This window comes from Streptomyces sp. NPDC042002, from assembly GCF_055588305.1.
This window is the reverse complement of record NZ_JBVJCT010000036.1, coordinates 57,520-82,449: the sequence shown is the minus strand read 5'-3', so window position 1 is coordinate 82,449 and position 24,930 is coordinate 57,520. Positions and strand designations below refer to the sequence as shown.

The window sequence follows — 24,930 nt, the reverse complement described above, 5'->3', positions numbered from 1 at the left end:
CTTCGGCTCTCTCCAGGGGCCAAAAAAAAAGGACGTTTGACCACCCCACACAAACAGAAAAAAAACAACAACACCACGGCGGCCTCGGCGGCCGGCCCCCCCCCCCCCCCCCGCTCCGGAAGGAGCCACGCGCATGCCCACGTTCCCATCCTTCGACGGCCTCGAACTCACGTACCACATATCTGGAGAGGGGCCACCGATCGTCTGTCTGGCGGGAGGCCCCGGACGGGCGTCCGCCTATCTCTCCGGAATCACCGCCAGCCTCCCCGGCAGCACCGTCATCCGCCTGGACAACCGTGGCACTGGGCAATCGGCCACCCCGGACGACCCCACGACGTATCGCGCCGCCACCTCGGTCGATGATGTCGAGGCATTGATGGGGCACCTCGACTACGAGCGCCCCGTGTTGCTCGCGCATTCATCCGCCGCCAACACCGCGATGCTCTACGCTCTGCGACATCCTCACCGGCTCTCTCATCTCGTCCTTGTTGCTCCCAGTAGCCGTCTGGTAGGCATCGACGTCAAGGACTTCCATGAAGCGCTATTGCTACGGACACACGAAGAGTGGTATCCGCAGGCCCGCGAAGCGATCGACCGCTGGGTCGGCTCCAGCACCATGGCGGAGACTCTGCCCTACCGAGTGCCTGCGGCTCCCTTCTACTACGGCCGTTGGGACGACGCGGCACGGTCGCATGCGGATAGCGAACCGCAGCAGATCAGCCTCGCCGCGGCCGAGGGCTTCTACGAGGGATTCGACTTCGATACTGAATCCATGCGCACGGCGCTGCAGCAGCTGCCCGTTCCAGTACTGGTGATCACCGGCGAGCTGGACCCCTTCCCCACGCCGAGCACCGGCGAACGGCTCGCAGCTGTATTCCCCCACGGAAAATCGTTCGTTCAACCTTCGGGAGGTCACTTCCCATGGCTCGACGATTCTTCTGTTCTCGCCGAGGTGATCCGTGACCACCTCAAGAGCGGCTGCACAACCTACCGGTAGTTCGTTAAACCCGGTCTGGGTTTGGTGGAGCTCCAGATCAAGCTCGGCAATGATCCGCCGGAGTGTGGCGCTGGTCTTCTGCAGATGGACCCAGCCCAGCAAGGTGGCACCGCCCGCCAACAACGACCGGGGCCTGTGGCCGGCGGCCGACCACCTTCTCGGCGGCGGCCCGGTGCGTGACTTCAGCGTCGAGCATCTGTCCATCGGAGCGCCCGGCTGCGGCTCGTGGCTGCGCGTGGAACCCGCGGGCTACCGGCGCTGGAGCGTCACGATCCAGGGACCGCGCGACATCTGAAGGGAACTCCAGGACCTCGCGGACGTGTGGCGAGCGGCAGGTTCCCCCGACCGCTTCCGCCTCCACCTGGAGCCCGACGGCGGCCGACGGGCCACATCCGCGTGCGGCCGCCTGTCCTGGCGCCTTCCCGTCCCCCGCCCGTCCACTGAGGGAGCCGCCCCGTGACGTACGCCGGCCCAGAGCTCTTCGGGAGGCGCCACACCCCGTTCGAGGACGAGACCCGCGCGCTGGCCCACGCTCACGCGCCGGCCCCGGCCCCGGCCCTCCCTTCCGACAGGTCAGGCGGACGACCGACTTGGCCGGCCTGCCGCGCCCCGCGGGGGATGATGGGGATGGAATGACGGAACGCGAGGTCAGGAGCTTCCATGGCGAAGCGGGTTCACCAACCCCGTGAGGACGCGGAGTTCGACTTCATCCTCGGGATGAGCGGAGTTCCGGTCCTCGCCTACTTCACCGGGACATGGCCCAAGGCTATCGAGCCCTGCCGGGCGATGGACCTCGTCGTGGGCGGCATCGCCGACGAGTACACGGGCCGCCTGACGGCCGTTCGCACCGACATCACGCGCTGTCCGACCGCAACCGAGCGATACGGGATCACCGGAGCCCCGTCCTACGTCCTGCTGAAGGGGGGAGAGGCGGTGGCGCACGGCACGGGACCCATGACCAGCGCCGAGGTACGGGAGTTCCTGGACGGGCACCTCTGAGCGGCCGCCGCGGCACCGCGGCCGCGACGTCGGTCACGCAACCGTGGGCGTGCTTGTCTGAGCTCCGACACGGGCGGCGCCGTTCCGCCCGGCGGTGAACTCGGCGGAGGCCGGTGAATAGCACCCGTGCGGACGACGTCTGCTGATCCTTTCGCGTGATGACCTCGCGCCCGGTTGGGGCACCACGCGATGGTGACGGAGTTCGCCGGGTCCGCCTGGTGCAGGACGAGAAGCCTGCTCCAGCATCAGGCTCCGGCCTGGAGGCGGAGGCCCGCCAGAGTCAGCTCAAGCCCGGCGAGGAACTGCTCCTTGTCGTCGTGCCCGTCGAACTCGTCGACGATGTCGTGCACGAACGGGAACTCCTCGGCGTCGAGCGCGCGCCACGTCTCGGTGTAGCGACCGAGGAACTCGTCGCGGTCCACGAAGCCGTCGAGCACCTCCTGGGGCGGCTCCTGCCCCATGTCGGCAGCGTTGCCGACCACGACGCCCACGATCGCCGACACGGCGTGGAACCGCTGCGCCGGCGTGAGGTCGAGTCGAAGCGTCTGCTGCCCCAGCTTCTCGAAAAGCCGCAACGAGTTGCCCTGGACGTCGGTGCGGCGCATGAAGTGCGCACCCAGCCACGGCCGGTCCACGATCGCGTCGAACAGCGTGACGGCCATCACGCGCAGGTCATCGATCGGGTCGTCGCTGCCGGTCTGCCCTTCGACGGCGGTCAGCACCCCGCCGAGCACGTGGTCGATGGCGCGGTCGAGCAGGTCGTCCTTGCCCGAGACGTACCAGTAGATGCTGCCGACGCCGGTGCCGAGCCGGGTCGCGAGGGCGCGGAGGGTCAGCGCCGGCTCGCCCGCCTCGTCGAGCAGGGCCACGGCCGCGGTGAGAACGGCCTCGATGGAGTGCGAGGCACGTTGACGTCCTCGGGAAGGACGATCGGCGGGTCGTGGTCGCGTGCCTGTCATGGCTCCCATCCAATCACAGCTTGCGCATTTATCGAACCTCGTTCTATTGTCGAACATCGTTCCATTGTAGAACGTCGTTCGATAGTCGGCGGCGTTCCGAGAGGAGGCCCGCCATGACCACGACCGCCATAGCGCCCGCCGCGTCGCGCACCTATCCGTCCCTGCGCGCGGCATGGATCCCCCTGGCCGCGCTCTGCCTGGCCTTCTTCGTCGAGATGGTCGACAACACCCTGCTCTCGATCGCCCTGCCCACGATCGGACGGGACCTCGACAGCAGCACGACCGCGCTGCAGTGGGTCACCGGCGGCTACTCGCTGACGTTCGGCGGCCTGCTGCTGACGGCAGGATCGATGGCCGACCGGCTCGGGCGCCGGCGTGTGCTGCTGGTCGGCCTGGCGGTGTTCGGCCTGCTGAGCCTGGGCGTCGTCGCGGTCACCACCGCGGGGCAGCTCATCACCTTGCGGGCCGGCCTCGGCATCGCCGCGGCGGCGATGGCCCCCATCACCAACTCGCTGGTCTTCCGGCTGTTCGACGACAAGGCGCTGCGGATGCGCGCGATGACCCTGATGATCGTCGTCGGCATGTCCGGCTTCGTCCTCGGCCCGCTGCTGGGCGGCACCGCCCTGGCCCACGTCCGGTGGCAGTGGCTCCTGGTCGTCAACGCCCCGATCGCACTGATCGCGGCCATCGGCGTCCGTCTCGGCGTCCCGGCCGACCGGCCGCAGGACCTGACCCACGACAAGCTCGATCTGCCGGGCGCCGGCTTGAGCGTCGCCACCATCGGCCTCGCCTGCTACTCGCTGACCAGCGGCGTCGAGCACGGCTGGCTCTCCGCGATCACTCTCGCGTCGATCCTCGGTGCCATCGCCGCGGGGATCGCGTTCGTGTGGCACGAGCGCCGCAGCGCGTCGCCGATGCTGGACCTCCGCCTCTTCTCCAACGGCCCCGTCCGCGGCGCCGCCATCGCGCAGATCGGCACGGCCATCGCGATGGCCGCCGTGATGTTCGGGCTGATCCTCCACTTCCAGTACGCCTACGGGTGGAGCCCCGTACGGGCCGGCCTGGCGAACCTGCCGCTCATCGTGACCATGATCGTCGCGACCCCCCTGTCCGAGTGGCTCGCGGGACGGTTCGGCCACCGCGTCGCCTGCCTGGTCGGCGCGGCCTGCCTGGCCGGCTCACTGGCGGGCCTGTCCTGGGGCGTCGACCAGGGGTACGGCGCCATCGCGGTCTGCATGGTCGTGATGACCGTCGGACTGCGCACCGTCATGACGATCTGCGCCATCGCGCTCGTCGACGCGATGCCGAGCAACCGCACGTCGATCGGCACCGCGCTCAACGACACCGCCCAGGAGGTCGGAAGCAGCATCGGCACCGCCGTGGTCGGCACCCTCATCGCCGCGCTGGTCACCACGCAGCTGCCCGCAGGCACCTGGAGCGACGCGCTGGTGGCGTCGTTCTTCCACGGCGAGCGGATCACCTACGCCGTACTGGCGGCCGTCGTCGGCCTGATCGCGGCCGGCGGCGCGCTCACACTCACCAACTCCCACGTCACCGAAGAGCCCGCCTAAGACCGGTAGAGCAGCTCTGCTCCGATCTTCGCCAGCTGGTCTCGGCGGCCCTTGAACGCTTTGGCCACGTGCACGGAGGCGTCGTCGAGTACCACCGTGCACGCCCGGGAACGCCGCCTCGGCGGTCTGTCTTGATCGGAGCAGACCGCCGGGCCTGTGACCTGGGCTGTCGCGCGCCTTCCGAGTCAGCAGTCCGCAGGTCTCCCACCTGCGCGGTTGCCAGGTGGTTTGGCGACGGGCGCGGTGTCGGGTCGGACGTGCGCGCCCACGTCGACGCCGTCGGCGAGGGCCTGGACGCGGGCTGCCGGAGCGGAACTCGCGTGGACAGGCCTCCGGGTGTACGACCCGCTCGATCGCGCCGTGCGGTCGATAGCTTTCCCCGGCGGGTCGGACGGGTGGATCAGCGCAGTCCGGCGAAGAGATCGTTCTCGGGTGCGGCCGCGCCGGTGGCGTCCTGGACACGTACGAAGGTCTCGATGCCCATCAGCTCGCCGAACCTCTCCTTGCCCATCTTGAGGAAGAAGATGTTCTCGCCCTGGCTGGCGTGCGCGGCCAACGCGTCGAACTTCTGACCGCTGAACGCGGTGGTGTCCACCCACGTGCTGATCTCATCGTCGGGCAGACCGATCTCGGCCATCGCGGCGGCCTCGGCAGGATCCGGCTCCGGCATGTCCACATGAAACTCGCGCATGATCTCGCCGAACCGCTGCATCATCGAGCGGGGCATCGTCGTCCAGTACACCTTCGGTGTCAGCTCGGTCATCTCCAGCGCCGCCATCGTGATCCGGTGGGCCTGGATGTGGTCGGGGTGGCCATAGAAGCCGTTCTCGTCGTAGGTGACGACCACATCAGGTCGGTAGTGCCGCATGAGGTCCGCGAGTCGGGCCGCGCCTTCCCGCACGGGGGTCCGCCAGAAGGATCCGGGGGCGTCGTTGCTCGGCCAGCCCGTCATCCCGGAGTCGGCATAGTCCAGCGTCTCCAGATCGCTGACCTTCAGGACGTCACAGCTCGCCTCAAGTTCTTGACGGCGCATCAAGACGACCGCCGCCGGATCGTGCCCGGGATCGCCCGGCTTGACACCCCCCGGTCCGTCACCGCAACCGCCGTCGGTACACGTCACGAGAACCGTGCGGATGCCTTCCGCCGCGTACCGCGCGAGGACCCCTCCGGTTCCTGTGGCCTCGTCGTCGGGGTGGGCGTGTACTGCCATGAGCGTCAAGGGTCGGTCGGTCATGAAACAGTCCTCCAGAAATATGCGTTGAATACGTCTTGAATACGTCTTGGTCCGAGTGACCGGCGGGCGTACACGATCCTGGCGCCGGATCCTGGTGGGGCGGACGACCTTGTGGTCTCCGTGTTCCCCGCCCGTGCGGCGCCGGTTCCTCTGTCGATGCAACGATGCTGGCCGGACCGGCTGTTCCCGGCACGGCCGCTCGCCTTCCACTCGTCGACGTTTCAACGCGAACGAGGTACAGGCGCGACCTGCACGTCTCAGCGCCACATCGGATCCGACCTCCACCCGGCACCATCTCGTGCGGCCTGCCAGGCCGTGACCGTCGTCCGCGCGCAGGCCCGGCCTGCGCCCATCGAAGTCGGCGATGATCTCGTGCAGTCCGTACAACCCTCCCCCCACCTGATGGGTCGTACTTGGCATCCGGACTTCTGACGGGGATCCGGGTGGATCGCGGGGGTTCTGATCCTCCGTGACGGCAGACGCCCACGTTGCTCCCCGAGCCGGACGACAGTCGATTCGGGGGGCGGATCTCGTGCTGCGCATCCATTTCACGCCCGAGGACTTCACTCGTATCCGGGTGGCCGGCACTCCCGACCCGCTCTGGGAGATCGTTTGCAGTCTGCACAGGCTCCAGACCACACGCGGGCGCTGGGCGTACGCGGACTGGTACCGCACCACCCAGGACACCCTCGCGGGCACCGGACTCGGTGCGGCGGTCCGCCGACTGCTCGTCCCGATCCTGCCCCGCGCGTTGTACTTCCCTGACTCCCTCACCCCGTACGAGGCCGCCGACGGGCTGGAAAGGGGGTTGGCGGCGATCGTCGACACGCCGCCCGACCGCGTCGCCCACGAGGTGAACTTGCTCGACCGGCTCAGCGGAGCTCCGTCCTGGGCTCCCCGACTGGTGGAGCGCGGCACCCGTGAGGAGCTCGTCAAGGCCCTGCGCGCCTACCACGAAGCGGTCATCGCGCCCCACCACGACCGCATCTGCGCGGCCATCGCCGGGGAGCGCGCGCTGTGGGCCCGCCAGACCCTCGACACTGGCATCGACGGGCTGCTCGCCGGGCTGTCGCCGGTCATGCGCTGGCATCCCCCGGTCCTTCACGTCGACTACGTGCAGGACCGGGACCTGTATCTCGGCGGCCGCGGGCTGCGCCTCGTCCCGTCGTACTTCTGCTGGCAGGCGCCGATCTCGATGGCCGACGACACCCTGCCTCCGGTGCTGGTCTACCCCCTGCACAACTCCCGGCCGCCCGCCGACGCCCCGGCCGCCGACGCCCCCCTGGCCGCGCTGCTGGGCAGGACCCGCGCCGCAGCGCTGCGGTCCCTGGCCCTCGGCGCCACCACCTCAGAGCTGGCGCGCTTCCTCGGGGTCTCGCCCTCCACCGCCACGCATCACACAACAGTGCTGCGCGACGCGGGTCTGATCACCAGTCGGCGGTGGCACAACATCGTGCTGCACACCCTCACCCCGCTGGGGATCGCAGTGCTCCGCCGGACACCGGTGGCCTCGGAAGACTCGTCGGCCACATCCGTCGAGTTCCGGTCATGACCCAGTGTCCGCGGCAGGCGGAGCGTGTCCCGGTCGTCCCACTGGCCCCACAGCTCGCACGGACACCGCTGGAATACGGGAATCCGCCGCCCGGCCGGGGCCTTTCGAGCACGGTCGAAGGTCGTGGTCCGCTCGGGCCCGCTCTGCGAGCGTCTACGGCGTGCACTCCGGACGCGGCAACCACCGCCCGCCCGGACCCGCGGTCGTCTCCACGAGTGTGGGCACGACCGAAGACCGAAAAGGGGAAGCATGACCAGAGCCATCGCCGCCTGCGCGCTCGCGCTCGTCTCCGCCGCGACCTGTCTCACGCTCGCTCCCGCGGCCTCCGCCGCCCCTCAGGCCTGCGTGACCTCGACGCTCACCACCGGGGGCAACGAAGGCGTGGGAACCATCCGCTACAAGTCCGCCACCAGCAGCTGCGGCGACCTCAACCTCACCTACTCGGACGACTCGACCTCCCCGTACGGGGACTACTACGCAGGCCGGCTGCGCAACTCCAGCGGTGTCTGGCACACCTGCAACAAGGGCTACGTCTGGGCCTCCGACGGGAGCCACAGCGTCAACGACTCCACGTACTGGCTGTGCACCGACGTCTCCGACAACACCCCGTTCACGGTCGCGAGCCAGCTCGACGGCGGCGACTCCGTCAAGATCACGCACTGACCTGAGGCTGAGCGTTCGCCGCCCGGTCCCCATGTGTCACGGGGTGCCATCGACCCAGGCCGATGGCACCCCCGACCGGTCGAACCAGAGGCGCGAGGGAGATGGGGGAATGATTCGGATGGTCCGTCCAGCCGACAGGCGCCGGTTCCCGACCCGTTACCGGCATCGGCCCCGTACTTGGGTTCGGTGGCAGGTCCCGGTCCTGGGCCGGTGCTCGGTCGTGGTGCGGGTCGCGGTCGTGGCCGTCGCCGCTCTGGCCACCGCCGCCTGCTCGGCCGATCCCGCCCCGCCGTCGGACCCGGCCCCGGCGGCGCGCATGTCCGCGGCCCGCCTCAGCGCCGCCCTGCCGGACGACCCGGTCCGCATGGTCCTGCCCGCGACCGGCGCCGAGACCCGCTGGACCCAGGGACTGGACGTCTTCGTACGGCAGGAGGCGCGTGCCGCCGCAACATCGTGCGCACGAGACCACGGGACCGATCTGCCCACGCAGGCTCCGATCACGTTCATCCGGTACTACGAACTCCCCGACCTGGATTTCGTCGCCCGGCACGGGCTGAGCGAGAGCGCCACGGTTCCTGCCTCCACGCCCGGCCCGCCGAGGACCGGCACCGGTGCGCGCGGCGGAAACGGAAGCGGGCGTGGGGTCGGGAGCGGAAGCGACAACCACGAGGGGAGCGGGACCGGCGACGGTGGTGGTTCCGGCGATACGGCCGTCGTGCGCCGGTGCCTGGCCGAGGGGACGGCGGCCGCCACCGCGCTGCGCGACACCTACGCCGCACTCCAGGGGCAGTGGTTCGACACCCTCGTCTCCCTGCGCCACGATCCCGCCGTGCTGCGGGCCCTGCGCACCCTGCCGGGCTGCCTGGCCGGACACGGGATCCGGGTCCGCGACGAGAACGGCTTCTTCGCCCTCGCCGACGCTCAGGACCAGACCGCCACACCCGACCGGCTGCCCGCCGTCGAACACAGCCTCGGCAGCGCGTACGCGGACTGCATGCGCCCCGTCGAGGCTGTCCGCGAACCGGCGCGCCTGCGGCTGCGTGCCCGCTTCCTCGCCGACCACGCCGCCGAGGTCCGCACCCTGCGCGCGACCCTCGTCCCGTCACTCCACCGGGCCGCGGAGCGGCACGGTCTGCCCCTCGTCTTCCCGGCTCCGTAGCCGCACCGGCAGGGCCCGGACACCCTGGATCCAGGACCAATGCCGTGACTCTGTTGGCGATCTCGCGAGGGATGCTGACAGGTCGTCTGTTCGGCGGGTTGCGGAGTGAGGCGGGTGGTTCCGGGGGGAGAGCCGGAGATGTCCTTGCGGGCCAGGAGCCACCAACGGATCCCGACGCGAACGGTGTTGACGGTGTGGGCGGCCTGCCCGAGGGCCCGCCGGCGACGCTGATGCGGGACGGGCTGGATGTGGTCTTCGAGGACGAGGAGTTCGCGGACCTGTTCCCCAGGAACGGGTGGCCGGGCTCGTCGCCGGGGTAGTTGGCACTGGTGCCGGCGCTGCAGTTCACGGAGAACCTGTCCGACCCTGCGGCCGCGAGCGCGGTCCGCACCAGGATCGACTGGAAATACGCAGACTCCCGCCGACCAGCTCCAGTCGGCTGAGCGTGCGCACCGCCGCACGCACGTGGGTCGCGTCGGTGCGCTGCGGAAGGTGACGTGCACGCTCTCGTACCGGGTCCGAGTGCCCGGCCTGCCGGGTACCGCCTCCCCCGGCGCGTTCATGGTCAGCGCCGAGCCGAGCCGCCGGTCCGCCCGACGCCAGGTCTGCCGCGGCCCGATTCACCCCGAGAAGCCCGCAACGCCTGGGGCACCGCGGGCTTTTCCCTTGCTCCCCGCACGTCGACTCCTTTATAGTCATGATGACTATAAAGGAGTCGTCCGTGAACTGGAACCTCAGCTGGACCGAAGCGCTCGGCTTCGCCTCCGGCGCCGTCTGCGTCTGGCTGGTGGCCCGTCAGCACATCGCCAACTGGCCCGTCGGCATCGCCAACAACGTCTTCTTCATCGTGCTCTTCCTCCAGGCCGGCCTGTACGCCGACGCGGGCCTCCAGGTCGTCTTCATCGCGCTGGCCGCCTACGGCTGGTGGATCTGGGCCCACGGCGGCGGGTCCTCCACCGCCGGCGCCCTGCCGGTGCGCCGCACCACGGGTGTCCAGTGGGCCTGGCTCGCCGCTGCCGGAGTGCTGGGCACCGCCGCCCTCACCCTGCTGCTGGACCGGGCCACCGACTCCACCGTCCCCTTCTGGGACGCGCTCACCACCGCCCTCTCCCTGACGGCCACTTACGGCCAGTGCCGCAAGCTGCTGGAGTCCTGGTGGCTGTGGATCGCCGCCGACCTGGTCTACATCCCTCTGTACGCCTACAAGGGCCTGTACCTGACCTCCCTGCTGTACGTCGGCTTCCTCGCCCTGTGCGCGGCCGGCCTCCTCGGCTGGCGGCGCACCCTCGCGGCCGCCGCCCCCCGCCCCGCCACGGCGGTGACCGCGTGAGCGCCGCCACCCGCCCGTACCGGCACGGCTTGGTGCTCGGCAAGTTCTATCCACCGCACGCCGGTCACCACCACCTCGTCCGCACCGCCCTCGCACAATGCAACCGGCTGACCGTCCTGGTCTGCGCCGCTTCCGTGGAGTCGGTGCCGCTCGCCGACCGGGTGACGTGGATGCGCGAGGCCCACCCAGGGGCCGTGGTCGTCGGCGCCGTCGACGACCATCCGGTCGACCTGCACGATCCCGCGGTGTGGGACGCCCACATGACGGTCTTCCGCACGGCCGTCCCGGAACCTGTGGACGCCGTGTTCACCTCCGAGTCCTACGGCACCGAGCTGGCCCGCCGGTTCGGTGCGGCCGAGGTCCGCGTGGACCCCGACCGCACCGCGTACCCCGTCTCCGGCACGGCCGTACGCAAGGACCCGGTGGGCTGCTGGGAATTCCTCGGCCCGGGCGTGCGCGCCGCCCTCGCCCGGCGCGTGGTCGTCCTCGGCGCCGAGTCCACAGGCACCACCACCCTCTCCCGTGCGCTGGCCGCCCACTACCGCGCGCGCGGCGGTATCTGGACGGACACCGGCTGGGTGCCCGAGTACGGGCGCGCGTACAGCGAGGAGAAGCTCGCCGCCCTGAGGGCCGTCGACCCCGGAGCCGACTGGGCGGAGGCCGAGTTCGGCTCCGAGGAGTTCCCCGTCATCGCCCGCCGCCAGGACGCCGACGAACAGCGGGCGGCCCGCGGCGGCTCCCCCGTGCTCTTCTGTGACACCGACTCCTTCGCCACCACGATCTGGCACGAGCGCTACCTCGGCGCGTCCAGCCCCGAGGTGGCGGCCGTCGCCGCCCGCACCTTGCGCCACCTGTACCTGCTCACCGACCACGAGGGCGTGCCCTTCGATGACGACGGCCTGCGCGACGGCCCGCACCTGCGCCCGTGGATGACCGGCCGGTTCCGGGAGGAACTGGAGCGCACCGGCCGCCGGTTCCTGCTGGTCACCGGCGGCCCGGAGGAGCGGCTGCGCAGCGCCGTGGCGGCGGTGGACGGCCTGCTCGCCGAGGGCTGGCACTTCAACGACCCGCTCCCGGAGCGCCGGTGACGGCCGCCGGCCCGTACGACCCGTCCGCGTACGAGCCGTTCGCGGTGACCGTCGACCTCGCCGTGCTCACTGTGCGCGCCGCTGCCCTGCATGTGCTGCTGATCCGGCGCGGCCAGGAGCCGTACACGGGCGCCTGGGCACTGCCCGGCGGCTTCCTGCTGCCCCGCGAGTCGGCCGAGGAGGCCTCCCGCCGCGAACTCGCCGAGGAGACCGGCCTGCCGGAGTCCCTTCTCGACGGCCTCCACCTGGAGCAGGTGCGCACCTACAGCGACCCGGACCGCGACCCCCGGATGCGGGTGGTCTCCGTGGCCTTCGCCGCGTTGGTCCCCGATCTGCCCGAACCCGCGGCCGGCGGCGACGCCGCCCAGGCCCACTGGGTGCCGCTCGCCGAGGCCGGGGTCGGCGCCCTCGCCTTCGACCACGACCGCATCCTCGCCGATGCCCGCGAACAGGTCCAGGCCAGGCTGGAGTACACCTGCGTGGCCACCGCCTTCTGCCCGCCCGAGTTCACCCTCGGCGAGTTGCAGGCCGTCTACGAAACCGTCTGGGACACCGGCCTCGACCGCCCCAACTTCCGCCGCAAGGTGCTCGCCACCCCCGGCTTCGTGGAGGCCGTCCCCGGCGGCGCCCGCCTGACCGGCGGCCGCGGCAAACCCGCCGCGCTCTACCGCGCCGGCCCGGCCACCGCCCTGCACCCGCCCCTGCTCCGACCGGAAGACCCCCGATGACCGCCCGGCTCGGTGAGGCGGTCGGCCGGCCGCAGTCCGGGACCGCAGCCCCAGGCGCCCGTCGGGCGCCCTCGGCCCTCTCCCGTCGGCCCTCGATGAAGTCCTCGCGGCCGAGTTGAGCGCCCATGCCAGCGATGAACCGCTCACCGCCACCCAACTCGCCGAGGCGACCGGGCCCAGGAAGACGCTGATCGGTGTGGAGTCGGCGAATCGGCTTGTCGCTCGCCGTGCGCTGGTTCTGGTGCCGACGCTGGACCTGCTGATGCGGATGGCCGGCGCGTGGCGCCCGGTGGTCGGCGCGGGGCCATGGCCGGGGTGTGCTCGCTGCGGCCGGAGGAGAGCCGGGGAGTGCCGTGCCCCTGTACCACCGGTCCCCAGGAACTGGTGGCGGGGACTGCGAGGCCGGATCCGGTAACGGTGTTCGCGACCTATGCCTCGGTAGGCCGGCAACAATGCTCTGGTCAGCAGTCCAGTGCGGGCAGATGGGCCAGGCCGGTGTCGAACATGATGCGGTCGACGGTCTCGTGCAGGGCACTGTCGGCGCCGATGACAGTCTCGGTGCCGTCGGGCAGCAGATCGCGCGGCCGGTACCAGTCGCGCAGTTGGCTCTCGTTGACGTCGTCGGCGATCGGCTTGGTGGCGTGCCGGGCGAAGGTTTCGTCGATGGGCACGTCCAGGTAGTAGCTGTGGGTCGGGCCGCGGTGATCGGCGCGCAACTGGGCGATCATGTCGCCGTAGCGGTCGGTGCAGAGGATGCCTTCGAGTACAACGTGGAATCCGGCGTCGAGGGCGTAGCGGACGGTCAGGTCGATCAGGCCGATGTTCGCCGCTCCCGGTCGGTCGCGTTCGCGGAGCACGATGCGGCGGAGGTTGTCCTGGCCGACCACGGCCAGGCCGCGGCCGAACTTCTCGCGCAGGCCGGCCGCGATGGACGACTTGCCCGAGGCGCTGTTACCGCGCAGGACGATCAGTCGGGTTTCTTCGGTTCCCATCATCACGGCGGTCACGCTACCGGCGGCCGACGACACCTCCCGGAGCGTTTCGAACCACCGCCGACGGACTGCTCGACTTTCCGCTTGGGTGCTACAGCGTGTTCTGGCTCGGCCAGACAGTGGTGCCGTCGTAGTTCGTATCCGACAGATCCGCCCCCCTGCCTCACCGCTGAGACCGCCAGGGCTACCGCGGCTGCCACGCATCTGCGTCTGCACAGGGCGGAAGTCAGCGGCTACCGGTGGGAGCCGCCGACCAGCGCGGTCGGCCGACGCGATCCCCAGCTCGCCGCCCGTATCCGCGGACCGCTCAAAATGCCCGGACCAACGCTCTACCGTGAAACCTGAATCGCCGAGAGGAATCCCAAATGACCGACTTCCCCGACCGCACCCTGCGCATCGGCACCCGCAGTTCACCGATGGCTCTCGCCCAGGTCGAGCTCGTATCCAACTTGCTGCGCAAATACGAACCCGATCTGAAGATCGAAGTCCATCCGGTGACGACCGAGGCCGACAAGTGGCAGGGCGATCTTGCACAGTTGGGCGGCAAGGGCCTGTTCGTCAAAGAGATCGATCAGATGGTGCAGCGCGGACAGGTCGACATGGCCGTGCACTGCATCAAGGACGTCCCCGGCGACGTCCCCATGCCACACGGCCTGGTGTTCGCCGCCCATCCTCCCCGCGACGACGTCCGCGACGTCCTGCTCTTCCCCGAAGGCTCAGACCAGCAGACCCTCGCGGACCTGCCCCCGGGCGCCACCCTCGCCACTTCGGCCGTCCGGCGCAAGGCCCAGATCAACAAGGTCCGCCCCGACCTGAACGTCGTCCGTGTCCGCGGCGCCGTCGGCTCCCGCGTCGAGAAACTCGACGGCACACGGAAGTCCGACACCAGGCTCGATGCCATGATCCTGGCCACGTCCGGGCTCGAACGCCTGGGGCTGTCCCACCGGGCCCGTCACGTGTTCACCCTCGACGAGATGCTGCCCGCGGTCGGAGCCGGCGCGCTCGGCCTGGAGTGCCGCAAGGACGACGACAGCGTCGCGACGCTCCTCCAGCACCTCAATGACGAACGCACCATGAGCGAGATCACCGCCGAACGTGTCATGCTGCACGACCTGCGAGGCCACTGCAACAGCCCCATCGCCGGGCACTGCATCACCGAACCCGACGGACAACTCAGCCTGCGCGGCATGGTCTTCTCCCGCGACGGCTCCACGTTCGTCCACGCCCATCTCTGGGGTGAAAGCCTCAACGACCCCGCGGTACTGGGCTCCCGCGTCGCCGCCGAACTCCTGCGCCAAGGCGCGCGGGACATCATCGACGGCATCCCCCACTGACCGCAGCACCCCCGCCACGCCCCCTCACCCCTCAACGGGGCCTGTGTGCTCCTTGGCCGATCCGCGGCTGAGCGCCACCGGTGCTTTCCGCATGGCCAACCCGAGCTCCACTCCACGTGATCGACCCATGTCGGATCACCCCGGGGTCAAGGCGGCGTGCCGTGCGTGCCGGCATCGTGAGGGTGCATCGAAGTGTTTCTGCCGTAGGCGGCAAAACGTGATCTGAACCACACGGCGAAATTGAGCGTGCAATTTCACGTTCGCGCAAATCGGGTTGGAATTCTTTCTTTTCTGCCAAAAGGGCAGCTCGCCGAGGGTGGCGTCCAGGGCGCGCAGGGTGGCGCGGTATGGCGTTGCGCGGCAGCAAAGTGCGCCTCCTGATCGCGTATGCGGAAAGTTACCTTCCGTTAGAACGATCTGCTCGGAGGCCTGCACGTTTACCCGTACCAGTGGGCTTATCTGTTCCCCAGAGCAACGATGCTCCAGGTGCCTGCCCGCCCGACGGGGGACGGTGCGGTCACGCCACCGCCTGAAACGAAGGAAGACAACCACTGTGGACTACGACGTAGTCAGCCTTGCGCTGACCTTCGCCGCCGCGGCGCGGTCTTTCGCGCCCGACGTGTGGTTCTTAGTGCGGCGCCTCCTGGGCGCCGGAGTACGCGTCGGCACCCAGGCTCTGGCCGAACAGCGGCCTCCCTCCCCTGCAGCCCCGCCCAACGCGGCCTCCCTGGACGAGGGAGGCCGCCGGTGACCAGCCAGCAGCCCGATCCAGCAGGACACACGATCGACAGTCGCACCCCTCAGATGCCGCCCGACTTCTGGGACTTCCACGCCCGCTACGACCGGGCCTGCCTGGAGTACAGCCGCATCCACCTCGGCGACCCGGCCGCCGCCCGCCGCCTGGTCGACGCCACCTTCCTCTACCTGTCCGCCATCTGGCCCCGTCTGCAGGCCATGCCCGACCGCGGCTCGTACGCCTGGGCACTGTTCAAGCAACGCGTGCACGGCGAACTCGCCGCCCTGGGCCGCAGCCCCGCCACCACCGAAACCCTGGCCTTCGCCCGCGCCATGCGCGCAGCCACAGAACCCCTCCTGGACTCCTTCCGGGCCTCCTTCCACGCCCAACACGCGGACGAGATCGCCGAACTCGAGGAAGGACTCGGTCTCTACCGGCATATGGCGCGTCTGAGCGAGCGCCAGTTCGACGTCGTCGTCCTGCGCAACGCGCTCGGCTTCACCACCGCGGACACCGCCCTGATCATGGGCATAGGCGAAGCCACCGTGCGCTCAACCCACCGCACAGCCAAGGCACGGCTCGCCTCAGCCATGGGATACCGCACCGACGAAACCCTCGAGACAGACAAGGAGTGAGCGGCCAGTGAACCGCACCCCGCGCAGCATCGACGAGGCCCTGCGCCGCGCCCGCGTCTTCAACGGCGAGTACACCACCGCCGACCTCGAGACCGCCCGGCACAATCTCGCCCGGCAGCTCCACGAGCTGCGCTGGGTGCAGTTCCTGAGCACCATCCCGCACAGTGGCCCACGAGCCCACCCGCTCCCCGCCGCCCTGCACGAACGAGCCGCGCACGACCTGCGCCTGCTGTGCCGCGGCACCGTCCACCACCACGGTGCCGCCGCCCACATCTCCGCCTTCGACAGCAACCGCGACCCCGACGGCGCCCTCACGTTCGCCAGCCTTCTTTATCTCGCCGACCAGGATGAAGGAGCGCAGTTCTGGTGGCATTTCGCAGCAGGCGCCGGCAACGTGACCGCCGCCTTGTGTATTTACCTCACCCACCTCCGGCACGGTGACATGCGCGACGCCACCCACTGGGCCGACCAGATCCACCACCTCAACAGCCTCGGCTGGAGTACCTACACGCCCGTCGCCCATCACGCCGACATCCAAGATCCCGATGTCACAGCGACCCCGACCATCGGATACACGCTCCCCGCTCCCGGCCCCGACGTCCGTGAACACGCTCTCAAGAACGCCGTAGACGAGCTTCACATCCCCCTCAACGGCGACCTCGGACCCGTCCCCCAGCCCATCCCCGCTCTCGCCGAGCACTGGACGCACTTCGTCCAGGAGCCACTCTGATGAATCCGGGCCACACGCGGGGCGCCTGACGACCCCGATCGATCACTACCTGTGCAAGAGCCAGGGATCGTCTGCTCGTGCCTGGCCGCAATCACCCGGACATGCAGCGGGCCGGCCTGCTGGGCATGCGGCCAAAACGGCCACCTCGGACGCGGCGGAGAAGCTACTCCGCGCGTGGCCCCAGAACCACGTTGCCGGTATGACCGAGCTCTCTCGCTGTGGCTCGTCCTGGTGACCTCGACCACGCCCCAGGCTTCAGCGAGCGGGACGACGTGGTCGAGGCCGCGGGGGTCGGTGAAGTACTTGTCTTCGTAGGGGCTTGTACGACCCACCGCCGGTGAACCACATGACTCGTCGCAACCTCCAGCGATATAAATGAAAGACAATAAGGGCGCTCGACGAACCGTCAGATCAGCCCCGCCATCCGTCACCCTGTACTCTCATCCCTCAAAGCAACCCCATAGGCCCCGCAAAGGAACCCATGCAGGCAATCACGCAATCTATTTGACAAACAATCAAAAGTCGGTAATTTCGACCACTTTGCTCATCACTGGCCTGCAAGAACCCGCATCGAGCTCGGATCAGATGGTGCGCAAGCGCCATTCGTCGCGAACCCCTGTCGCGCACACTGGAATTTCCCATCTGACGGCCCTTCATGTGAAGATGATCGCCGCCTGCCGTCGGGATCGGGCGCCTCTTCCGGAACCACACGAGATATGAGGCGCACAGCGAGCCATCCACCCAAGCGCCAGACCTCCACAAGTTTCCTCTAGCGAAGATCTATTTGTTGCATGAAGGGGCTTAGGCACACATGCAGGAAAAGACCACGACGGGCACCCCAGCAGGTGATCGGCACCTGCCGCCCCTGGTTCCGTCAGCGTCTGCAAGAGACCGGGCAGATAGCACTATGACTGAAATGAATCGCGGCCGAGCCGGCATCACCGTTGCGTGGAGGGCAGTGCTCTACTTGATGACCGCGGCACTCAGCCTGCTGGTGGTCTACCTGTTCTGGGTCATCACCATGATGGGCGGTGGCTGGTATCTACTCGCAGGAACCGTCTTTCTCTGCACGCCCATCCCTGTGCTCCACCTCACCACACGGCGCCGGCGCAAGCGGCGTTGAGACTGTCCCCGGCTCACGTTTCTTTACCCCGGTCACTTCTGTCCGATCTCGCTCCCCTTCGCTTTCCTGACCTGACGGACAGCGAAGCAGAACCGGCCCGGCACTCTCGCCAGGGGTCCGGTTTCCGCGGCGAAGTGGCCGCGGGTGCACAAGATCTTCGTCGGCTTCGTGCTGTCCATGAGCCATCCTGCTGTCGCGTGCCGGAGTCGGTCGCGCGGCACGCTGAAAAGAAAGCTGAACAGGCATGTGCGGCCCGGACGTTGCGGAGACGAGTCGTGTTCAGCTCACCGCCTGTCAGGGCAGCCGTCCATATCTCCCGCGCGGGACGTACTCGGATCGGACGCGGAGCGGTAGTCAAGACTTGTCGACGTTGGCGTGCGGCTCAACGCCGGCTCTGCCGCTTCCGGTTGGTCCGGGCTGTGTTGCGGATCCGTTTGGAGCGACCGCCGTCTGCGAGGATCTCAAGGGCGACGGCGTTCGACGCTTCGGCCATTTTGAGTTGGAGCCAGTTCGACGACTCGAGCAAGGCATCCGGATGCCACGGCTGACCGAGCGTGACGGCTCGGACAAGGGACCACTCGCCCAGGCGCTGGGCCAGAAACGGACAGCGCGTCGTGGCCCGGGTCATCATCGCGAGCCAAGACTCGTAGGCAGGTCCGGAACGGAGTTCGGCGGCTCGGCGGTCAAGGTGTCGCAGGACGGCAGACTGGGCCATCGCCTGGACGGGGTCGGTGAGGACTTCGCGGACCTGGTCGGCCTCGTCGGCGTCAGTGACCTGCTCCAGCACGCTCAAGTACGTCCAGAAGCGGACGTGCTCGTCCGGCTCGCCCTGCGGTGTGTCGCGGTGGTTCACGCGACCTGGTCCCGTCACTCGACCAGGATGCCGCGCTCGAAGCGGGTGCCGAAACGGACCAGGGCGACGAAGTGGGCGACGGTGATCGCGCGCCGGCGTTCCTGGGCGTACTCGACGAGCTTGAACACCATCGCGAGGACCGCGGCCGGGCTGCACATGCCGCGGGTGACCTCGGTCCGCAGCTTGACCATGGAGAACGTCGACTCGATCGGGTTGGTGGTCCTCAGGTGGATCCAGTGCTCGGCCGTGGCCGAACGGGTGTGGCGGCGGATGAGCGAGCAGCTCGCCGACGAGCGCACGGAGGCCGGGTCGCCGGTGGTTCAGGTGGCAGGCCGGGTGGTGCGGCTGGTCCCGGACCGTGGGCCGGGGGGTGGCTGGCCGCACCGCTGGCGGAGTACCAGCACATCCTGAGCGCGGTGCGGCAGGCCGTCGGCCCGGTCTCCCCCGGCAGATCGGCGAGGTGCTGGGCCCGGACAGCGGGGTACGGGGCAAGCTGGAGCCGTTGCGCGGGAAACTCACGAGGCTGGCCGACCGCGACTGGCTGCACAAACGACCCGATGGGAAGTTCACCACCCGCCCGCGACCGGTCCGCACGGCGATCGGGGCGTAACCAGGTTGCCCCTGGTGGCTGTTGGAATTGTGTGACGAAAACCGAAGAGCATCCGTAGTCGGACCGAGAGGGCGTCACGCTGATCGACGAGGCGGCTCCGATGGAGGAGTCGGGCCCGGGATTCCAGGTCAAATCAGCACCGTGACGCCCCGGCGTGACAGCCAAATCGGGGTACGTGAGACCAGTGACCGTGACAGTCACCCTAAGTAATTACCACAGGTGTGATCTCTGACAAGGTGGCTGTGTGCCAACGATCTCGACTGCCTCGGCTTGCCCCGGGCCGGACTTAACTTCTTTGCGGCGGGGCGACGATCTCAAAGGACCTTCCACTGACCGACGTTCGAGGCAGAGCCGCTGTCCAGCGCGAACTGGACCTTCTCGATCTTGGACGAGTCGGGGACCTGGAAGGTGATGTAGCCCAAGGCGGTGTCGCCGGGGGCGATCGTCACAGATCCTTCATACCGGTGTGCCGGTCAGTCCCACCCGGCACGTCGGCCACCGTTCATGCCCCGGCGTGGTGAATGCCTCGTGCTCGGCGATCTCGCGGCGCTGAAACTCCCGCGTGAAGGCGAGCACCGCGGCGGTCTTGCCCAGCACCGGGACATCGACGGCCACGGCCCCTGTCGAGGCGACACCCTCTCGAAGCACGACGTGGCCCCGAGCGGGCGCGTAGACCGGGCGATCACGTCGAGCGCTGCTCCCGGCTGAAGCGGGCGGCCATGACGCTCATCAGCCCCTGGCCGACGGGCGGTCAGCCCTCGTACAGGCCGAGGCCCTCGCCGGCCGCCGCGCGCACCAGGACGTCGGCCAGCTCCACCGGGGTGGAGAACATCGGGTAGTGGCCGGTGGCCAGTTCGAAGAAGGTGACTCCGGGCTCGGCGAGCTTGGCGAACCGCGGCAGGCCAGTACCGTGCAGGGTGCGGGCGAACTCCAGGCTGAGGCCGTTCGCGAGGCAGAACACCCCGGTGGTCGGGAGCTTGAGCCAGGCGCCGGTCAGCTCGATCGGCTCGGTGACGGTCCGGACCGGGTGCGGGGTCGCCAGGCGGTGGTAGCGCTCCAGCTCCGCCGGCGGGACGGCGTGTACCGCCGGGATCTCCTCGGGCACCGGGATGACACCGCCGAGGGCGCGGTCCAGCGCGCCGAGCTGTGGCATCTGAGCCACCACCGACTCACCCGGCTCCGGGAAACCGGTGTCCACGAACACCACCCGGGCGACCTGTCCGGGGCGTCGGTCGGCCGCCGCGAGGGCGGGGAAGATGCCGTAGCTGTGCGCCACCAGCACAATCCCCGGCCCCTCCGCGTCGAGCAGCGCCGCCACGGCGTCGGTGTGCTCGCCCAGCCCGACGCCGGAGGGGTCCTCCCCCGCCCGTTCGGCCATGCCGGGCAAGGTCACCGGAAGCGCCCGGTGCCCTTGCGCGGTCAGCTCCGCGGCCACCGCCTCCCAGGCCCAGCCACCCATGAAAAGCCCTGGGACCAGCAGAAACGTCGTCATGACAGACCTCTTTCGAACATCGCCTGTGCGGTCGGTCAGGACAGTAGGACCTCCTCCTGGGGGAGATTCCAGCCGTCTCTGGCGCGCGGGCCCGGCAAGCGCCGCCGGAAACGTTCCAGTGCTGGATTCCTCTTTTGTTGGGTGCACGTCCTGGTGGCGGGGTAATTGACGGTGCTCGGGGGCGGGTGCTGGACGATGGTTTTACGGGCATGGTCGGGCCGCTCACAGGTCAGGCGGATCCTGCTCGCCGAAGGCGTGCGCCGGCGCCGCACCCGGTCCTGGATGCGCTCGAAGGACCCGGACTTCGTCCCAAGAAGACACGGATCATCGGCCTCTACACCCACCCGCCCGACGAGGCGACGGTGATCTGCCCCGACGAGCTGGGACCGGTGACCCCCCGGACCTGCCCGCCCGCACCCACTTGGTCACCCGACAGCCACCGGATCAAGGCTGAGCTCGACTACAGCCGCGGACCGGAGAAGACCTGGGTCCACGGCGGTCTGCGACCGTCCGACGGCCAGGCCGTCACCATGACCGCTTCCTCCCGCGACAGTGAAGCTCCGCCATCTTGAAGTGGCTGGTCAGCGGGATGGCGTGACCTCGTTTCGGGGTGTTCGTGCTGGTCGTGGGCGGCAGTCTGTGTCGTAGATCGTCCGACGGGGTGGTTCGCCGATGAGTTCACCGTCCTCGAACGGTCTACCCAGGGACACGACCGTTCTCGACAGGAGTGCCATGTCCACCATCCAGCCAGTGATCGTGACCGCCGACCAGGACGTTCTGCTCGGCTTCTATACGAGATTGTTCGGCGCTGAGGAGATCTTCCGGGTGCCGGCGGAAGGGCCAGCCTTCTACCTCGGCTTGCGCATCGGCGACACCGACCTCGGGCTGGTGGCCAAGGCGGACCCGGGGACCGGGGCGGCACCGCGGATCCTGCTCAGCATCGGGGTCGACGACGTCGACGAGACGCTGGGCCGGGTGGCGGCGCTGGGCGGCTCGGTCCACGGCGGCCCCACCGACATGCCGTGGGGCCAGAGGGTCGCCCACATCCAGGACCCGGACGGCAACCCGGTGAACCTCACTCAGCCGGTCCCTGCCCGGTGACGTTGTTGCGGGGGCATGTGCTGATCGTGGGCTGCCTGCGGTAGAGATCGATTCTCGGTGGTGGCCTCGATGTTCGTCAGGACGAGCAGCGCGCGAAACAGGTGGGTGGCGCGGGCGGGGTCACTGCGGAGCCTGGAGAGGATCCGCCAGTTCTTCGGGTGGGCAAAGCCGCGTTCGACCGGGGACGCGTCCGGCGGCCAGGACCCGGTTGGCCTCCTTCTCGGCGGATGCGAGCCTGCGGGCGCGGGTGGCCATGAAGCCGGTGACGACCACGGGATCGTCCCCGTCGTCGTCCAGGCCGAGGAAGCCCAGGTCGGCCAGGGCGCCGGGGCCGGCAGCACGCAGGTGGGCCAGGATGCCGTCGCGGCGGGCGGCGGTGATGTCGTGGGTGCGGCCGGGCCGGGCGGCCGATATCCACACCGGACGGCCCCGCTCGTCGGTCAGTGCGAGGACGTACAGGCCGTGGCGGCGATGCTTGCCGGAGTAGTTGCGATCCTCCCGGGCGGCGGCGCCCGCCACCTCGACCGTATCGCTTGGAGATGGCGCGCAGCAGGTCGGTGAGGTGGTGCAGGGTGGCAGGACCTCCTGGAACGACTCCTGCCCAACAGACGCCCGCGCAGCCGGCCCCGCGTCGTGAAGCGCAGGATGTCCAACAAGGGCCGCCGCGGTACGGGCCGTTGCGAACGCCGTCTGCCCGGAGTGCGGGATGTCCCGCACCGTCGAGGTCGAACAGCCGGTCTCGGCACGGTACGGCTCTCCCCGCCACCGCAACCGGGCCTGGCACAGGACGCACACAGTCCGGCGCAGGGCAGCGGCGCCGGAGCGGTCGCGTCGCCGGACAGGGCCGATCGCGCGGTGGGTGAGTCGGGCGCGAACGTCAACTCACCTGCTTTCGCGTGGCCGTTGCGCCGTGCGCCGTGGACACGAGCCATCTGGGGTCTGTCACTTGCACGGACAGAACAGTGGTGGCATATGCCGATTTCCGTGGCGGGGCACGAAGTAGGCCAAGATCCGCCTTGAGGCCGCTACGGCGGCTAGTGTCCTTCTTTGTGAATCGACTCGTAATCGATTACGACGAGGGCTCCGCTTCGAGGCCGTGTCCCGCGCGGCTCAGCGCACGCTGTGCGGGCTCGGACCTGTGGTTCATGAACGCGCGCCTTCTGCCGACACAGGCAGTGGGCTGTTTCCGGTACCCGACGCGCTCGGGTGCACTAGTCGAATGGAGCAGCAACCGTGACGACGCCCCCCGGCGGCGATCCGTACAGGACATACCGTCTTCCGCCGTCCACGGTTCAGGATCCTCGACTCCCCGCAGCGCCGGGCGGCCGCGCCAAGCCTTCCGCACTCGTCCGGCCTTACGCGATGACCGGTGGCCGTACCCGCCCCAGCCACCAACTCGCCATCGAGGCGTTGGTCAGCACCAGAACAGACCTCTGGAAGCCTCATGCTCAGACGCCGGAGGCATATCGGATCTGCCTCCTCTGCCAAGAGGTCAAGTCGGTCGCGGAGATTTCCGCGCACCTCGCCATCCCTCTTGGAGTCGCTCGCATCCTCGTCGCCGATCTGGCGGAGGCGGGGCTCGTCGTTGTGCAACAACCCCACGGGGACGACGAGAACGGGGGAAGGCCCCACGTGACCCTGCTCGAAAAGGTGCTCAGCGGTCTTCGGCGGCTCTAGTGCCGAGGCCCGCGCTTCTGGCGGGTTCAGACCCAGCTGTAGTTCTGGTCACAGCGAGTGCTCCCACCTGCCGATCTCCGTCGCGAACCTGTTCTAGTCGCCCAGTAGTACGGTCATGCCGGGCACGGTGACATGTCGCGATCTCGCCCGCGAACGATTGGCGATCGGTGCGGTGCCGGTACGTTCGGAGGTCATGCGGATCACGAAGTACACCCACGCCTGCGTGCGGCTCGAACACGAGGGCCGCGTGCTGGTGATCGATCCCGGGACGTGGAGCGAGCCGACCGCTCTGAACGGCGCGGACGCCGTGCTGGTGACCCATGAACACGCCGACCACGTCGACGTCCTGCGCCTGGCCGGGCTCGGTGTCCCGGTCTATGCCCCAGCCGCTGCGAGCGTCCCCCGGCTGGAGGTGACCGGGGTGTCCTCCGGCGAGACGTTCACCGCGGCCGGTTTCCGCGTGAGGGCGGTCGGCGGCCGTCACGCGTTCGTCCACGACGGCCGGCCGGACTGCGCGAACCTCGGCTACATCGTCGACGAGGCGGTCTACCATCCCGGCGACTCGCTGCACGTGCCCGAGCAGCCGATCGAGACGCTCCTGGTCCCGGCGCAGGGCTCCTGGTTGAAGACCGCGGAGGCCATCGACTTCGTCAAGGCGATCGCGCCACAGCGGGCGTTCGCGATCCACGACGCCCAGATCAACGACCGCGGCCTCGCGAGCGTCAACGGCTGGCTCGCCCAGGAGACCGACCACGGCTACCGGTACCTGAGCCCCGGCGAATCGATTTGAGGGGAAGCACGGGGCGGAAGCCTGCGCGTGATGCGGTCAGAGAGACGCCACCCAGGCCGCGGTTTCGTCGGGGTGCCGGAAGCGGAGCGTGTCGAGCGGGGCGAAGCCGGGGTCGAGGGTGCGGCGCTCGATTTCGTCGTGCCGGGTTCTGTGTTGCGACCAGGACCACCACACCGGGTGGTCCCGGCGCAGCCACTCTCTCCAGGTCTCCCTGTTGCCGCCGAAAATGACCTCGCGGGTGACGGTACGCCGGAGGGACCGGCGCAGGACTCGGGGCATGACCACGTGCCGGGGGTAGTCCAGCCAGATCACGGTGTCGGCCCGGGTCCACAGTAGATCGCGGACTTCCGGGTAGCCGAGCGAGTCGACGATCCAGCGAGGCCCGGCAGCGAGCCTCGACACGTCCTCGGCCAGCTTGTCGTTGACGGCCCAGCCGGGCCCGTTGAAGAACAGCGCGTCCATCTCGTGGTACGGCAGGCCGAGGCTGCTGCTCACGGCTCGGGCGAGAGTGGACTTGCCCGAGCCGGTGACGCCCACCACCAAGATCCGTTCCATCCGCGCACCCTACCCCCGAGGT

At 69.2% G+C, this 24,930-nt stretch carries 27 protein-coding genes and 1 pseudogene; 18 read left to right on the top strand and 10 right to left on the bottom strand.

All coding sequences use genetic code 11. From position 1 onward, the window contains the following. Positions 1–133: 133 nt before the first annotated feature. From ACZ6KY_RS34410 to ACZ6KY_RS34400, 3 genes are all read left to right on the top strand, one after another. Positions 134–997, top strand: a complete 864-nt coding sequence (locus ACZ6KY_RS34410) for an alpha/beta fold hydrolase (protein ID WP_469314168.1) — start codon at positions 134–136, stop codon at positions 995–997. A 49-nt stretch (positions 998–1,046) separates the two neighbouring features. Then, positions 1,047–1,292 carry a hypothetical protein gene (locus tag ACZ6KY_RS34405; protein WP_469314167.1) on the top strand — a complete coding sequence of 82 codons (246 nt, stop codon included), beginning with the start codon at positions 1,047–1,049 and terminating at the stop codon, positions 1,290–1,292. Positions 1,293–1,657: 365 nt separating this feature from the next. Beyond that, the gene (locus ACZ6KY_RS34400; protein WP_469314166.1) at positions 1,658–1,996 is read left to right on the top strand and encodes a thioredoxin family protein; all 339 of its coding nucleotides are present in this window, start codon (positions 1,658–1,660) and stop codon (positions 1,994–1,996) included. A 245-nt stretch (positions 1,997–2,241) separates the two neighbouring features. Here the strand turns inward: ACZ6KY_RS34400 and ACZ6KY_RS34395 are convergent, their stop codons facing one another. Beyond that, on the bottom strand, positions 2,242–2,889 hold the full coding sequence (locus ACZ6KY_RS34395) for a TetR/AcrR family transcriptional regulator (RefSeq protein ID WP_469314172.1): 648 nt from the start codon (positions 2,887–2,889) through the stop codon (positions 2,242–2,244). A gap of 179 nt (positions 2,890–3,068) precedes the next feature. Here ACZ6KY_RS34395 and ACZ6KY_RS34390 point away from each other — a divergent pair, with 179 nt between their 5' ends. Further along, positions 3,069–4,526 (top strand): MFS transporter, encoded by a 1,458-nt coding sequence (locus ACZ6KY_RS34390; protein WP_469314165.1) that lies wholly within the window; start codon positions 3,069–3,071, stop codon positions 4,524–4,526. Positions 4,527–4,926: 400 nt separating this feature from the next. On the opposite strand, the gene ACZ6KY_RS34385 is transcribed toward ACZ6KY_RS34390, so the two are convergent. Next, the gene (locus ACZ6KY_RS34385) at positions 4,927–5,760 is read right to left on the bottom strand and encodes a PIG-L family deacetylase (RefSeq protein WP_469314164.1); all 834 of its coding nucleotides are present in this window, start codon (positions 5,758–5,760) and stop codon (positions 4,927–4,929) included. Positions 5,761–6,292: 532 nt separating this feature from the next. Here ACZ6KY_RS34385 and ACZ6KY_RS34380 point away from each other — a divergent pair. The 7 genes from ACZ6KY_RS34380 (at position 6,293) to ACZ6KY_RS34350 (ending at position 12,280) form a co-directional block, all read left to right on the top strand. After that, positions 6,293–7,312, top strand: a complete 1,020-nt coding sequence (locus ACZ6KY_RS34380) for an ArsR/SmtB family transcription factor (RefSeq protein ID WP_469314163.1) — start codon at positions 6,293–6,295, stop codon at positions 7,310–7,312. Positions 7,313–7,561: 249 nt separating this feature from the next. Beyond that, positions 7,562–7,975, top strand: a complete 414-nt coding sequence (locus ACZ6KY_RS34375) for a hypothetical protein (RefSeq protein WP_469314162.1) — start codon at positions 7,562–7,564, stop codon at positions 7,973–7,975. 220 nt (positions 7,976–8,195) lie between these two features. After that, positions 8,196–9,134, top strand: coding sequence for a hypothetical protein (locus tag ACZ6KY_RS34370; protein WP_469314161.1), 939 nt, complete (start codon positions 8,196–8,198; stop codon positions 9,132–9,134). Between the two features lie 194 nt (positions 9,135–9,328). Next, positions 9,329–9,454, top strand: coding sequence for a hypothetical protein (locus tag ACZ6KY_RS34365; protein ID WP_469314160.1), 126 nt, complete (start codon positions 9,329–9,331; stop codon positions 9,452–9,454). A gap of 380 nt (positions 9,455–9,834) precedes the next feature. Further along, the gene (gene pnuC, locus ACZ6KY_RS34360; protein ID WP_469314171.1) at positions 9,835–10,464 is read left to right on the top strand and encodes a nicotinamide riboside transporter PnuC; all 630 of its coding nucleotides are present in this window, start codon (positions 9,835–9,837) and stop codon (positions 10,462–10,464) included. Continuing rightward, a complete protein-coding gene (locus ACZ6KY_RS34355) occupies positions 10,461–11,552 on the top strand; it encodes an AAA family ATPase (RefSeq protein WP_469314159.1) in 1,092 nt (363 codons plus the stop codon). Before pnuC ends, ACZ6KY_RS34355 begins: the two co-directional genes overlap by 4 nt. Next, positions 11,549–12,280, top strand: coding sequence for an NUDIX hydrolase (locus ACZ6KY_RS34350; RefSeq protein ID WP_469314158.1), 732 nt, complete (start codon positions 11,549–11,551; stop codon positions 12,278–12,280). Before ACZ6KY_RS34355 ends, ACZ6KY_RS34350 begins: the two co-directional genes overlap by 4 nt. Before the next feature lie 461 nt (positions 12,281–12,741). Here the strand turns inward: ACZ6KY_RS34350 and ACZ6KY_RS34345 are convergent, their stop codons facing one another. Beyond that, positions 12,742–13,275 (bottom strand): AAA family ATPase, encoded by a 534-nt coding sequence (locus ACZ6KY_RS34345; protein WP_469314170.1) that lies wholly within the window; start codon positions 13,273–13,275, stop codon positions 12,742–12,744. Between the two features lie 362 nt (positions 13,276–13,637). Here ACZ6KY_RS34345 and hemC point away from each other — a divergent pair, with 362 nt between their 5' ends. From hemC to ACZ6KY_RS34325, 4 genes are all read left to right on the top strand, one after another. Beyond that, the gene (hemC, locus tag ACZ6KY_RS34340) at positions 13,638–14,606 is read left to right on the top strand and encodes a hydroxymethylbilane synthase (protein ID WP_469314157.1); all 969 of its coding nucleotides are present in this window, start codon (positions 13,638–13,640) and stop codon (positions 14,604–14,606) included. Positions 14,607–15,353: 747 nt separating this feature from the next. Continuing rightward, the gene (locus ACZ6KY_RS34335; RefSeq protein WP_469314156.1) at positions 15,354–15,977 is read left to right on the top strand and encodes a sigma-70 family RNA polymerase sigma factor; all 624 of its coding nucleotides are present in this window, start codon (positions 15,354–15,356) and stop codon (positions 15,975–15,977) included. A gap of 7 nt (positions 15,978–15,984) precedes the next feature. Next, positions 15,985–16,707: a hypothetical protein gene (locus ACZ6KY_RS34330; protein ID WP_469314155.1), complete on the top strand. Its 723-nt coding sequence runs from the start codon at positions 15,985–15,987 to the stop codon at positions 16,705–16,707. A 907-nt stretch (positions 16,708–17,614) separates the two neighbouring features. After that, positions 17,615–17,830, top strand: a complete 216-nt coding sequence (locus tag ACZ6KY_RS34325) for a hypothetical protein (protein WP_469314154.1) — start codon at positions 17,615–17,617, stop codon at positions 17,828–17,830. Between the two features lie 382 nt (positions 17,831–18,212). On the opposite strand, the gene ACZ6KY_RS34320 is transcribed toward ACZ6KY_RS34325, so the two are convergent. The 5 genes and pseudogenes from ACZ6KY_RS34320 to ACZ6KY_RS34300 form a co-directional block, all read right to left on the bottom strand. After that, complete coding sequence (locus ACZ6KY_RS34320) at positions 18,213–18,683, bottom strand: hypothetical protein (protein WP_469314153.1); 471 nt, start codon at positions 18,681–18,683, stop codon at positions 18,213–18,215. A 14-nt stretch (positions 18,684–18,697) separates the two neighbouring features. Next, positions 18,698–18,928 (bottom strand): annotated as a pseudogene (locus ACZ6KY_RS34315) (IS256 family transposase); the annotation flags it as partial. Positions 18,929–19,607: 679 nt separating this feature from the next. Beyond that, complete coding sequence (locus ACZ6KY_RS34310) at positions 19,608–19,742, bottom strand: hypothetical protein (protein WP_469314152.1); 135 nt, start codon at positions 19,740–19,742, stop codon at positions 19,608–19,610. A gap of 7 nt (positions 19,743–19,749) precedes the next feature. Next, entirely contained in the window at positions 19,750–19,908 is a 159-nt protein-coding gene (locus ACZ6KY_RS34305; RefSeq protein ID WP_469314151.1) for a hypothetical protein, read from the bottom strand. Between the two features lie 136 nt (positions 19,909–20,044). Further along, complete coding sequence (locus tag ACZ6KY_RS34300; protein ID WP_469314150.1) at positions 20,045–20,785, bottom strand: alpha/beta fold hydrolase; 741 nt, start codon at positions 20,783–20,785, stop codon at positions 20,045–20,047. Positions 20,786–21,517: 732 nt separating this feature from the next. Here ACZ6KY_RS34300 and ACZ6KY_RS34295 point away from each other — a divergent pair. Beyond that, positions 21,518–21,886, top strand: a complete 369-nt coding sequence (locus ACZ6KY_RS34295; protein ID WP_469314149.1) for a VOC family protein — start codon at positions 21,518–21,520, stop codon at positions 21,884–21,886. 120 nt (positions 21,887–22,006) lie between these two features. Here ACZ6KY_RS34295 and ACZ6KY_RS34290 read toward each other — a convergent pair whose 3' ends face one another. Further along, on the bottom strand, positions 22,007–22,405 hold the full coding sequence (locus tag ACZ6KY_RS34290; protein WP_469314148.1) for a transposase family protein: 399 nt from the start codon (positions 22,403–22,405) through the stop codon (positions 22,007–22,009). A gap of 714 nt (positions 22,406–23,119) precedes the next feature. On the opposite strand from ACZ6KY_RS34290, the gene ACZ6KY_RS34285 reads away from it, so the two are divergent. Further along, positions 23,120–23,563, top strand: coding sequence for a DUF742 domain-containing protein (locus ACZ6KY_RS34285; protein ID WP_469314147.1), 444 nt, complete (start codon positions 23,120–23,122; stop codon positions 23,561–23,563). A gap of 193 nt (positions 23,564–23,756) precedes the next feature. Then, positions 23,757–24,353, top strand: a complete 597-nt coding sequence (locus ACZ6KY_RS34280; RefSeq protein ID WP_469314146.1) for an MBL fold metallo-hydrolase — start codon at positions 23,757–23,759, stop codon at positions 24,351–24,353. A 36-nt stretch (positions 24,354–24,389) separates the two neighbouring features. Here the strand turns inward: ACZ6KY_RS34280 and ACZ6KY_RS34275 are convergent, their stop codons facing one another. Further along, positions 24,390–24,908 carry a P-loop NTPase family protein gene (locus tag ACZ6KY_RS34275; protein ID WP_469314145.1) on the bottom strand — a complete coding sequence of 173 codons (519 nt, stop codon included), beginning with the start codon at positions 24,906–24,908 and terminating at the stop codon, positions 24,390–24,392. Positions 24,909–24,930: the final 22 nt, after the last annotated feature.